A 12013-nucleotide genomic window follows, 5' to 3' on the forward strand; every position below is an offset into this window, starting at 1 on the left:
GCTTTCAGCAATCCTGTCGGTATTCACCTTCCTGCGTCACTCGATTTCCGGCGAAACATCCCTCGCGCACCGGCCGGGAAAAATTACCTTTCCTTTACCCGGGAAAACGGTTTCTCCGAAATCGAGTGGAATTCAACAAAACCCTGAGAGGCACCCGGTGCGGAAAGTGATACTACTCAGCACCGAATACCCGATTGAATAGCCCGCCCTGGCTCATCATATTTCTTCACGCACATGGATGACAAGATGCACATTTCTGGGCGGGGCTGTGGCACACCCCTCACAGCCGTAGCTCGACCCGGTAGTCCGCCAGCCAGGTGTTCAGCTGGAGCACCATCTCCATGCTCGCCCGCTCCACCCACGCGAAGGCGCCGCTGGGAGCCGCCGCCGCGCCCAGCGCCGTCCGGGTCGCCTCGGCGTCCAGCAGCGGCGCGACCGGGGCCGCCCGGTCCTCGGCCACGTCCCCGAAGCGGTACCGCACGAACTCCCCGTACGCGGCCTCCTGCACGGTCGGGTAGGCGCTCTTGGGCCGGTTGAGCACCCGCTCCGGCAGCAGATCGGCGACAGCGGCCCGCAGCAGGCTCTTCTCCTGGCCGTTCACCCGCTTCAGCTCGGCCGGCACGTTGTACACGTACTCCACCAGCGCCCGGTCACAGAACGGCGGCCGCAGCTGCACCCCGTGCGCCATGCTCATCCGGTCGGCCCGGTCCAGGTGGGTCGGTGCCCAGCGGGTCAGCGCCAGGTAGGTGACCTCGCGCGCCCTGCGCTCGGCGGCCCCTTCCCCCGCCAGGTGCGGGACCTCGGTGAGCGCGTCGCGGTAGTGCTGGTCGGCGTACTCCATGAAGTCCAGCTCCTTGCGGAGCGTACGGTCCACCAGCGAGCAGCCGAGACCGCCCGCGGCGGCGTCGTGCCCGCGCTCGAAGGAGACCCACGGGAACGTCGTGGAGTTGCTGTGGCCCGGGTCGTACGCCCAGAAGTAGCCGTTGAACACCTCGTCGGCGGTCTCCCCGGAGAGCACCGCCGTGACGCCGGCGCTGCGCAGGGCCTCGAAGAACAGCAGCAGCGAGACGTCCATGTCGCCGAGCGGGGAGGGCGCGTCCTGGCTGCGCAGCGCGGCGGCGTGGGTCTGCGGGTCGGCGAGCGCCGCCGTGTCCAGCAGGATCTCGGTGTGCTCGGTGCCGATGTGCTCGGCCGCGAGGGCTGCGTAGGGGGCGTCGGGGGTGGCGCGCATGGTCGGATGCGGCTCGAAGTTCTCCGCGTAACCGGAGAAGTTCACCGAGAACGACCGCAGCCTGCCGCCCGCCGCCCGTGCCTCGCCGGCCGCGAGGGCGGTCAGCGCGCTGGAGTCGATCCCCCCGGAGAGCATCGCGCCGACCGGCACGTCGGCGCGCAGATGCGAGGCCACCGCCTCGGACAGCAGCCCGCGCACGGTGGCGACGGTGGTCTCCAGGCTGTCGGTGTGCGGCCGGGCGGGCAGGGACCAGTACCGGCGGTGCCCGGTGCCCGGCGCGCGCACCGTCATCGTGTGGCCCGGCAGCACCTCGCGCGTCCCGCGGAACACCGCGGTGCCCGGCTTGCGGCTGTGCGCGAACAGCTCCCGCAGCCCGTCCGCGTCGACCACCGGCGCCACCGCCGGATGGGCCAGCAGCGCCTTGGGCTCGGAGCCGAAGATCACGCCGGACGGGGTCAGGAAGTAGCACAGCGGCTTCACCCCCAACCGGTCGCGGACCAATAGCAGTTCCTGCCGCCGTACGTCCCACACGGCCAGGGCGAACAGGCCCTCCAGCCGCTCCGGGAACGCGGCGCCCCACTCCAGATAAGCGTGCAGCGCCACCTCCGCGTCGCCGTGTCCGGTGAACCGGTGCCCCTTGGCGGCCAGTTCACGGCGCAGCTCCTGGTGGTTGGTGACGGCCCCGTCCAGGGTCAGCACGGCCACCGGACGCCCGGACTCGGACTCCACGAGCGCCGGCTGCGCGCCGTGCTCCGGGTCGAGCAGCGCGAGGCGCCGGTGGGCCAGCGCGGCATGCCCCTCGATCCACTCGCCCGAACCGTCGGGGCCGCGGTGCGCCAGCGCCGCCGCCATCGCACGTACGGTGGGGGCCTCGGGTGTCAGGTCCCGCTCGAAGTCCACCCAGCCGGCGATTCCGCTCATCGTGGTGTCCTCTCGTTGGCTGCGTCTGATGTGGCTGCGTCTGATGTGGCTGGGACCGATGTGCGGGCGCCGTCCGCTTCCTGGAGGTGGACGACCTCCACCAGGGAGAGCCCGTGGCGGGCGACGGCCTCCCGGAACTCGCCGAGTCCCGGCGTCCCTTCGCCGCGCACCGCGATGCCCAGTCGGCGCGGGGCCGCCTCCCCGTATCTGCGGTAGAGCTCCAGATAGCCGCGCGCGGTGCGCTCCGCGTCGTCGACCAGCGCGAACCGCACCGGCCGCCGCTGTCCGCGCCAGGTCAGTCCGCCCTCCGTGCCGCCCGCGAAGTTGTGCCGCCAGCGGCTGCCGGTCGCGACCACCAGCGCGTCGCCGAGGGTGTGCACCCCGGCGGGCACGGTGTACGGCCGTCCGCTCCGCCGACCTGTGAAGTGCAGCAGCGCGAGCCGCTCGGCCACCGGGCCGGGCTCCGGGCGGGCCAGCAGCTCCCGCATCCGGGCGTCGGCCATCGCGCGGTCCTCCCCCTCCGGCAGATCGCGTACGACGAGGGGGCTCACGACAGCACCACCCCGGCGGCCGTCAGCGCACAGCCGGCGATCGCGAAGCAGGTGCGCACCAGATGCCAGCCGCGCCAGGCCGGACGGGGGTCCCGCCAGCCGGGGCCCAGGTCCTCGGGCCGGGTCCGCTTGACCGTCCGGTTGATCGGCACGTTCCGGGTCTGCGAGACCACCGCCACCCCCGCCATGCAGACGGCGGCGGCCGCGAACAGCACCCGGGGGCCGCCCGAGGCCTGGACCGCGAGGCCCACGTCGACGGCCGTGGAGCCGGTGACGATGAACGGCATGATCCGGTCGTAGCGCTTGCCGAGCAGGATGTGCGTGGACACGTACCGTTCCGGCGTCATCGCGATCAGCGCGGGCATCACGCTCACCGCGACCGCGAAGAGCACCCCCGCCACCAGGCCGGTGCCCGTCAGCACCAGCACACTCAAAGCCTCCACCACCGCTTCCGCCCTCCTTCGAACCTTGCGCCGCACTTGGGGCCTGGAACAGCTCGAACCTGTCAGCCGCCCCTCGGACGGCACTCGAATCCCCCTGGGAGCGCGCGGCTCCGCACGGCCGCCGCTCGCCCGCGCCACGAGCCCGGTTCGAGCACCCGGGTGTTGCATCGGCCCGCCGAAGTCCGAACGCATTCCCACACCTTGAGGAGCCGGTATGGCGGACGAGACGACCGAAGTACTCATCGTGGGCGGCAGCATGGTGGGCCTCGCCCAGGCCCTGTTCCTCGCCCGACAGGGCATCCGGTCGCTGCTGGTGGAACGGCACGCGGAGATCTCTGCGCACCCCCGGGCGCAGGCTGCGAGTCCACGCACCATGGAGCTGTTGCGCGCGCTCGGCCTGGAGGACGCGGTACGCGCCCGGGAGAACCCGCACGCCCAGTACGGCGACATCCTCCAGGCGGAGTCCCTCACCGGGGCCGAACTCGGGCGCTTCGACGGCCCGTTCCGCCACGACCCGAACGACGTGGGCACCACCGGCTGGACGCTGATCGGGCAGGACCGGCTCGAGCCGGTGCTGCGGGAGCGGGCCGAAGGGCTCGGCGCGGACATCCGGTTCGCCACCGAGATGACGGAGTTCAGCCAGGACGCGGAGGGGGTCACTGCCGTGGTGCGCGACCTGGGCGACGGCTCCGAGCGGACCGTACGGGCCCGGTACATGGTCGCGGCCGACGGCTCCCGGGCACCGATCCGCACCTCGCTGGGCATCGGTCACCACGGTCAGGGCGTGTTCGGCGGGCAGATGAACATCATCTTCCACGCCGATCTCGACCCGTACGTGGCCGGGCGCACCTTCTTCCTGTGCTTCGTCAGCAATCCCCAGGTCAAGGGCGTGCTCGGCAAGCTGGGCGGCGCGGACTCCGACCGCTGGGTCCTCGCGCCGAGCCTGCCGCCGGGGGCCGACCACCGGGCGTACGGGACCGAGGACTGCGTGGAGCTGGTGCGGGCCGCCGTGGGCGTGCCCGATCTGCCGGTCGAGGTGGAGTCCGCGACCAGCTGGGAGATCGCCGCGTGGGTGGCGGACCGGTTCCGGTCCGGGCGGGTGCTGCTGGCCGGCGACTGCGCGCACGTCATGCCGCCCACCGGGGGGTTCGGCGGGAACATGGGCATCCAGGACGCGCACAACCTGGCGTGGAAGCTGGCGCTGGTGCTGCGCGGGGCGGCCGGCCCCGAACTCCTGGACAGCTACGAGCAGGAGCGGGCACCGGTCGCCGAGTTCACCGTCGACCAGGGCGTCATCCGCTACCTCCAGCGCAGCGGCCTCGACGAGGCGGCCGCGGCGAGGCACCGGCCCGAGACCACGGTGCTGTTCGGGCACGTGTACCGCTCGGACGCGGTCCTGCGCGAGGTCGGCGACGAGGACGACGCGGTGGTCGAGGACCCGACGGCCCCCACCGGCCGCCCCGGCACCCGCGCCCCGCACCTTCCCCTGGTCCGCCAGGGCAAGGAAGTCCCCCTGCACGACCTCCTGGACCGTGACTTCTGGCTCCTGGCCGGCCCCGACGGCCACGCCTGGCAGGCGGCCGCAGCATCCCGGGGCCTTTCCTTCCACCACGTGGGCAAGGAGGAACCCCCGGCCGTCGTCGACCACTTCCTCACCCGCTACGGCATCGGCCCCACCGGCGCCGTCCTCCTCCGCCCCGACGGCTTCATCGCCTGGCGCACCCCCGGCGAGGTGGCCGACCCCGCCGAGTCACTGACGGCGGTACTCGACCGCGTCCTGCGCCGGGCTCCCGGCACGGACGACACCCCGCCGGCTTCCGGCGCGACACGGCACACGATGACGTAGCGCGCCGGTCCGGCAAGTCCCCGTCACGACGCGGAGGGAGCAACGCCGGTCCGAGGGCCCTGCGCGGTCAGGTCACCGCCCTCGCCCTCGCCCCGCGCACACGACTCCGCCGACACCCCACCCGCACCCCACCCCCGGCCCGCCACACACGCCAACGGCCGCGGTGCCCCCGACGGTCGAGGGCACCGCGGCCGTTGGCGTCGTGCTCGCGGGAGTGCTACGTGCGGGCCAGGATCGTGTGCAGGGCGGTGATGGCGGCGCTGTCGACGGGGCCGGTGCGGCCTGCTGTGGTGCGCCAGGCGACGAAGCCGTCGGGGCGTACCAGGACGGCGCCGCCGGCCAGGAGGCCGTAGCGGCGGCGGAAGGAGCCGTCGGCGTCCCACAGCCTGGTTCCGCGGCCGATGCGGACCACGTTCAGGGCGATGCCCAGCCGCGCGGCCTCCTGTTCCACCGCCCCGGTCCAGCGGCCCGCCACCTCGTCGACGAGCAGGGTGAACCCGTCGCCGTACAGGTCGATGACGGACACCGGGCCGTCGGGACTGTCGAGTTCGAGATGCGGGGCCCGTGCTCCGGGCCGGGCGGCGGGGTGCTCGGGGTCCTCGACGATCGCGTCGGGGGCGCCCTCCTCCGCGGCGAACGCGCCCGAGCGGTAGCAGTAGCCGAAGGTCATGGTCGTCTCGTCCAGCAGCTCGGCGGCGACCTCCTGGTACTGCTTGCCCTCCCGTACCGCGAACCGCAGCATCGCCTGGCGGACGGTCTCCTCGGCCACCGGGCGCCGCTCGGCGTCGTAGCTCTCCAGCAGCCCGTGACCGGCCGTGCCGGACAGCACCAGGGCGAGCTTCCAGGCCAGGTTGTACGCGTCCTGGATGCCGGTACTGGCACCGAAAGCCCCGGTGGGAGGCATCACATGGGCGGCGTCCCCGGCGACGAACACCCGACGGGTCGCGAAGGTGTCCGCCACGCGCGCGGAGATGTCCCACGCCGGCATGTCCACCGACTCGATCTTCAGCGGAAGCTCGGGCACCCCGACCGCGGCCCGCACCAGCGCGGTGCAGCGCTCCTCGGTGAAGTCCTCGGCGCGCTCGCCCTGATCGGGGGAGAAGGAGACGTTGATGACCCAGCGGCGGTCGTTGTCGATCGGGATGATCGTGCCGCGCACCTCGGGGTTGTTGACGTACGCCGCGATGATCCGGCGGCCGCGCAGCGCCTCGGTCAGGTCGGCCTCGAAGAAGAAGCTGACGAGGTTGGTGATGGTGCCCCGGCCGTGTGCCCCGATGCCGAGCATCTCGCGCAGCGGGCTGCGGCTGCCGTCCGCCGCGATCACGTACTGGGCGCGGATCTGCGAACTTTCGCCGGTGGACAGGTCGGTGGTGCTGACCAGCACCCCGTCCTCCGTCTCCTCCAGGGCGTCGACGCGGGTCGCGAAGCGGACGTCGGCACCGGCCTCCACCGCCCGCTCCCGCAGGATCGGCTCCAGTTGGTTCTGGTCGATCAGCGTCCACTGGGTGGGGCTGATCCGGCCGATGTCCTCGGGGGACGCGTTGGGCATCCGCACGCGTTCCTTGCCCGCGAGGCTCTCCACGTGCACCAGATCGGTGTTGCCGGAGATGGGGGAACGCCCGGCCCGCACCCGGTCCTCCATGCCCACCGCGCGGTACAGCTCCATCGTCCGGGGGTTGATGGCACGGGCCTTGGGATGGGTGGAGGTGTCGGGGTGACGTTCCACCAGGGTGGCGCGGACGCCGTGGTGGGCGAGGAAGACGACCGCGGACAGCCCGGTCAGCCCGCCGCCGACGACGAGGACGGGGGTCTGGTCCTGCTTCATGCTGCCTCCTTGCTTCATGCTGTCTCCTTGTGGGCGGTGACCAGGGTGTGGGTGCCGAGCAGGGGTTCCGCGGTCCCGTCGGTGAAGCCCGCTTCACGCAGCCAGGCCCGGCAGTCCGCCACCCGGTACTCGGAGCCGTCGGGGCTGACCAGACGCATGTGCAGGCTGCTGAGCAGCCGTTCCGGGTCGCTGCGGTCGTCGTCGATCATCCGGTCGTAGACGAGGACGGTGCCGCCGGGCCGCACCGCCTCGAAGACCCGGCCGAGCAGCTCGCGCCGCCGCCCGGTGTCGAAGCCGTGCAGGATGTGGCCGAGGACGACGACATCGGCCGACGGGATCGGGCCGTCGAAGAAGTCGCCGCCGGCGAAGGCGACCCGGTCGGCCAGGCCCAGGCCGCCGATGTGCTCGGTGAACAGCGGCCGCGTCCGCTCCAGGTCGAAGCAGGTCGCCTCCAGGTGCGGGTGCGCCTCCACCAGCACGGCCGCGAGGTTGCCGCGCGCACCGCCGAGGTCGACGAACGAGGAGTGGCGGCCCCAGTCGACGCGCCGGGCCAGTTCCGCGCCCATCCGGTCGCTGTAGGCGTCGAGTCCGGCGAGGAACCGTTTCATCTTCGCGGGGTCCTTGTGCCGGTCCCCGACGAATCCGCCTTTGTCCGGGTCGAGATGCTGGGGCTCGCCGGAGCGCAGCGCCTCGGTGAGGCGGCCCCAGGTGCCGTAGAGCGTCTCGTTGGTGAGTTCGACGAAGCCACCGAGGTACGAGGCGGAGTCCGGCACCAGATACGTCTGCGCCAGCAGGGAGTTGCGGTAGCGGCCCTCGGTACGCTCCAGCATCCCGAGACCGACCAGCGCGTCCAGGAAGTCCGGGAGCATCCGGTGGTGCGTCCCCGTGCGCCGGGCCAGCTCGGCCGAGTCGGCCGGCCGGCCGTCGGCGAGCGCACCGAACACGCCGAGAGTCACGGCGCTGTGCAGCACCTTGGCGGCGCAGTCGGCAATGGTCAGCCGGATCAGCGGTCCGGGATCGACCGCCGGGGCCGTCTGCGGGTCTTCGGTCGTTGTCACACGAGCCTCCTGGTCTGCCTCTGCCTGTTCTTCGGCCTGCGTCGTACGGCCGTGCAGTGCCGACAATGTCCGCGAGGCGTCGATTCGGGCTCGAGGGGCGCTGAAGCGGGACGGGGTGCGCGGGCGGACGTCCGAGAGCCGCCCTCCCGGTACGGGGAGGACGGCTCTCGGACGAGGGACGGGAAGGAGTGTGGTCAGCTCTCCTCGGCGGCCTCCTGGCCCTGTTGGTCCTCGGTGCGCAGCGGAAGGTTCTTCATCGCCAGCGCGGCCAGCAGGCCGAGGACGAGGACCGGTACGGCGGTGAGGAACACCGGGGTGAGCGCGGCGGCGTACGACTGCTCGACGGCGTTGCGCACGGGCTCGGTGAGCCGGTCCAGTGTCTCGGTCGAGGACAGCGCGTCGGGGTCGATGCCGCGCAGCGCGTCCGCGGACGTCCGGTCGGCGATCTCCTCGGTGAGCCGGTTGTAGAAGATCGAGGCGAACAGGGAGATGCCCACGGTGGTGCCGAGCTGCCGGGCGAAGGCCACGGTGGCGTGCACGGCGCCGATGTCGTCCCGGGGCGCGGTGTTCTGCGCCGCCATGGTGAGGACCTGCATGTTCAGGCCCGCCGCGATGCCGAAGACCAGCATGTAGGCGATGACCACGGCCCGGGACGTGCCGGTGTCCATGGTGGCGAGCAGCAGCGCCCCGACGATGCCGATGGCCATGCTGAGCACGGGGTACCACTTGTAGCGGCCGGTCTTGGTGATCGCCCCGCCGCTGACGACGGAGGCGGCGACCAGGCCGAACATCATGGGCAGCAGCACCACACCGGACATGGTCGGGCTGGCGCCGGTCACCACCTGGATGTAGATCGCCAGGAAGTTGACCGAGCCGAGGAAGACGATGCCCGCCGCGACGCTCACCAGCACGCTGACGCTGAAGGTGGAGTCGCGGAAGAGGTGCAGCGGGATGACGGGTTCGACGGTCCGGCGCTCGGCGGCGACGAACAGCACGGCGAGCAGCACCGCTCCGACGCCGAGCGCGAGGATCCGCCAGTCCAGCCACTCGTACTTCACGCCGCCCCAGCTGGCCGCCAGGGTGAGCGCGACGATCGCGGCGCTGAGCAGGACGAAGCCGGTGTAGTCGATGTGCGCGGGCCGGTCGGTCCGGGGCAGGTGCAGACAGGTGGAGACCAGCGCCAGGATCACGATGCCCACGGGCAGGTTGATCAGGAAGACCCAGTGCCAGCTCAGCAGGTCGGTGAGCGCACCGCCGACGGCCGGACCGGAGAGCGCGGCGAGGGCGAAGACGATGCCGAAGAGGTTGAAGTACTTGGCCGCTTCGCGCGGGTTGAACAGCTCCCCGATGATGGCGAGTACGGAGACGAAGAGGCCGCCGGCGCCGATGCCCTGCAGGGTGCGGAACAGGATGAGCTGTTCCATGGACTGGGCCGCGCCGCTCAGCGCGGAGCCGACCAGGAAGACCGCGACGGCGATCAGGAAGATCTTCTTCCGGCCGAACAGGTCGCCGAGTTTGCCGTAGACGGGCGTGGTGACACTGGCGGCGATGATGTACGAGGTCGTCACCCACGCGAACACGTCGAGACCGCCGAGGTCCCCGACGATGCGGGGCAGCGCGGTGGCCACGACCTGCGAGTCCAGCATGGCCAGGAAGACGGCCAGCAGGCAGGCGGTGATGACGGGGCGGATCCGGGTCTGGGCTGCGGGTGCGGCGGCGGTGAGCGGGCCGCCTGCCCCTGTGGTCCGGGAGGGCACGGGAAGTCGCCTTTCGGGCTGGAGTGGGTGCCATCCCCGTCCCGCCGGCCAGGGTGTGGCCGGCGTCGTCTGCGGTGTGGGGTCCGTCAGGGGATTGCTTCAGTGGACTGGTGTGGAGTGCGCCGTACGGCACGAGTGCCTCGTGCCGTACGGCGGGTGGCCGGTCACGAGCGGGGGATGATCGCGACCGGCCACGTCGGTCAGGAGGCGGCCGCTCGTGGATCCCGGGTCAGGGGACGAGCACGACCTTGCCGAGCTGGGCCCGTGCCTCCATCAGTTCGTGCGCCTTGACGGCGTCCTCGAGCCGGAGCCGCTCGTGCACGACCGGACGCACCTTGCCGGTGGCGATCATGTCGAGCAGGTCGCGCTGACCGGCCGCGATGGCCTCGGGCCGGTTGTAGAGCATGGCGTACAGAGCGAATCCGGCCACGGTCTTCATCCGGCTGAGCATCAGCGGGTGGATGGGCTGGATGTCGCCGCTGGCCGAGCCGTAGAAGACCAGCCGCCCGAACTGGGCGGTGAGGGCGACGCTCTTGGTGAGGATGTCCCCGCCGACGGTCTCCAGGACGACGTCCACACCCCGGCCGTCGGTCGCGGCCTTGACCTGCTCGTCCCAGTCGTCGTCGGTGTAGTTGACGGTGACGTCGGCACCGAGTTCGCGGACGAAGTCCAGCTTGGCCTGCGTACTGGCAGTGGCGATCACCTTGCCGGCGCCCATCGCCTTGGCGATCTGCACGGCGAGGTGGCCGACGCCCCCGGAGGCGGCGTCGATCAGGATCGACTCTCCGGGCTTGAGCTGGCCGGACTCCTTGATGGCGTGGTACGCGGTCTGGGCCGGGCTGGGCAGCAGGGTCGCCTCGGCGGCGTCCATGGTGTCCGGGATGGCGATGGCCCAGGCGGCGTCGGCGGTCACGTAGTCGGCGTAGGCGCTGTGGTCGACGTCGACGACGACGCGGTCGCCGACGCGGAGGGTGGTGACGCCTTCGCCGAGTGCCTCGACGATGCCGGCGACGTCACCGCCGGGGGCGCCGGGCAGGGTGGCGTGGCCGCCGATCGGGATGCCCTGGCGGCGTTGGACCTCGGCGAACGTGACGCCGACGGCCTCGGAGCGGATCAGCACTTCGCCCGGTCCGGGCTGCGGCTTCTCCGCCTCTTCGACACGCAGCACCGAGGGGGCCCCGTGCTCGTAGTGGCGGACGATTCGCATGGTGTTCTCCCAACTAGGAGGTGTGTTCGAGCCGCGATGGGTCGCTGCGGCTCCGCCCAGGGATCCGGGTTACGGGTTGATCGTGTTGCGAGGACAATTACATGCTGCAATGCATGTGTTTGTCAATCTGCACATCAATGCACTGGTCGCAGGTTCTGGCCAGATCAGGGAACGAGCACCACACGGCCGAGCTGGGAGCGCGCCTCCATCAGCTCGTGCGCGGCCGCGGCGTCCTTCAGCGGCAGCTCGGCGTGCACGACGGGACGGACCCTGCCGGACGCCACCATGTCCAGCAGCTCCCGAGCGCCCTCAGCCATGACGTCCGGCAGGTTGCCCATCACGCCCCACATGCTGAAGCCCATGACGATGCGGTTGTTGAAGATGTCGCCGACCTCGATGGCCGGCAGCTCGCCGCCCGCCGCGCCGTACACGACCGTCCGCCCGAACTGGGCGGTGAGGTTCACGCACTTGGTGAGCACGTCGCCGCCCACGGTCTCCAGAGCGACGTTCACGCCCCGGCCGTCGGTCGCGGCCCGGACCTTCTCCTCCCAGCCCTCCACGCTGTAGTCGACGGTGACGTCCGCGCCGAGCGAGGCGGCGAAGGCCAGCTTCTCCTCGCCGCGGGCGGCCGCGATGATCTGTCCCGCCCCGAGCGCCTTGGCCATCTGGACCAGCAGATGGCCGATGCCGCCCGCCGCGGCGGTGATCAGCACGGACTCACCGGGCTGGAGCTTCGCGGCCGTGACGATCACGTGGTAGGCGGTCTGGCCGGGGATGGGCAGCGAGGTGGCCTGACCGGCGTCGATCCCCTCGGGGACGGCGAACAGCCAGTCGGCGTGGGTGACCACGTACTCGGCGTACCCGTCGGCGGCCACACCGGTGACCACCCGGTCACCGACGCTCACCCCGTCGACGCCTTCGCCCAGCTGCTCCACGACGCCGGCGACATCGCCGCCCGGCGAGCCGGGAAGAGTGGCGGGGCCGCCGACCGGGATGCCCTGCCGGCGCTGGCACTCGGCGAAGTTGACACCGACGGCCTCGGTGCGGATCAGCACCTGGCCGGGGCCGGGGACGGGCTTGTCGGCCTCTTCGACGTGCAGCACCGAAGGGGCGCCGAACTCCTGGTGACGGACGATGCGCATGGAAGTACTCCTCTTTGTCTTACGTATCGGGG

Annotated in this window: 9 protein-coding genes; 1 reads left to right on the forward strand and 8 read right to left on the reverse strand. The window is 71.7% G+C overall.

Going from position 1 to position 12013, the window contains the following annotated elements; genetic code table 11:
• Positions 1–280 precede the first annotated feature (280 nt).
• From asnB to ACFWWR_RS35500, 3 genes are read right to left on the reverse strand one after another with little or no spacing between them, the layout of a single operon-like run.
• The gene (gene asnB, locus ACFWWR_RS35490; protein WP_383862777.1) at positions 281–2152 is read right to left on the reverse strand and encodes an asparagine synthase (glutamine-hydrolyzing); all 1872 of its coding nucleotides are present in this window, start codon (positions 2150–2152) and stop codon (positions 281–283) included.
• Entirely contained in the window at positions 2149–2703 is a 555-nt protein-coding gene (locus ACFWWR_RS35495) for a hypothetical protein (RefSeq protein ID WP_384307645.1), read from the reverse strand. The genes asnB and ACFWWR_RS35495 overlap by 4 nt, the downstream gene beginning before the upstream one ends.
• The gene (locus ACFWWR_RS35500) at positions 2700–3149 is read right to left on the reverse strand and encodes a DUF1772 domain-containing protein (RefSeq protein ID WP_383862771.1); all 450 of its coding nucleotides are present in this window, start codon (positions 3147–3149) and stop codon (positions 2700–2702) included. Before ACFWWR_RS35500 ends, ACFWWR_RS35495 begins: the two co-directional genes overlap by 4 nt.
• 211 nt (positions 3150–3360) lie before the next feature.
• On the opposite strand from ACFWWR_RS35500, the gene ACFWWR_RS35505 reads away from it, so the two are divergent.
• A complete protein-coding gene (locus tag ACFWWR_RS35505; protein ID WP_384307648.1) occupies positions 3361–4992 on the forward strand; it encodes an FAD-dependent monooxygenase in 1632 nt (543 codons plus the stop codon).
• 217 nt (positions 4993–5209) lie between these two features.
• Here the strand turns inward: ACFWWR_RS35505 and ACFWWR_RS35510 are convergent, their stop codons facing one another.
• From ACFWWR_RS35510 to ACFWWR_RS35530, 5 genes are all read right to left on the reverse strand, one after another.
• A complete protein-coding gene (locus ACFWWR_RS35510; RefSeq protein ID WP_384307651.1) occupies positions 5210–6817 on the reverse strand; it encodes an FAD-dependent monooxygenase in 1608 nt (535 codons plus the stop codon).
• Between the two features lie 14 nt (positions 6818–6831).
• Positions 6832–7875 (reverse strand): methyltransferase, encoded by a 1044-nt coding sequence (locus tag ACFWWR_RS35515; RefSeq protein WP_383862763.1) that lies wholly within the window; start codon positions 7873–7875, stop codon positions 6832–6834.
• Between the two features lie 194 nt (positions 7876–8069).
• Entirely contained in the window at positions 8070–9632 is a 1563-nt protein-coding gene (locus ACFWWR_RS35520) for an MDR family MFS transporter (protein ID WP_384307654.1), read from the reverse strand.
• Between the two features lie 229 nt (positions 9633–9861).
• Complete coding sequence (locus ACFWWR_RS35525; protein ID WP_383862758.1) at positions 9862–10839, reverse strand: zinc-binding alcohol dehydrogenase family protein; 978 nt, start codon at positions 10837–10839, stop codon at positions 9862–9864.
• A 164-nt stretch (positions 10840–11003) separates the two neighbouring features.
• Complete coding sequence (locus ACFWWR_RS35530) at positions 11004–11981, reverse strand: zinc-binding alcohol dehydrogenase family protein (RefSeq protein WP_383862755.1); 978 nt, start codon at positions 11979–11981, stop codon at positions 11004–11006.
• Positions 11982–12013: the final 32 nt, after the last annotated feature.

Origin of the sequence: Streptomyces sp. NPDC058678, assembly GCF_042714835.1 — a bacterium.
Taxonomy (GTDB): domain Bacteria; phylum Actinomycetota; class Actinomycetes; order Streptomycetales; family Streptomycetaceae; genus Streptomyces.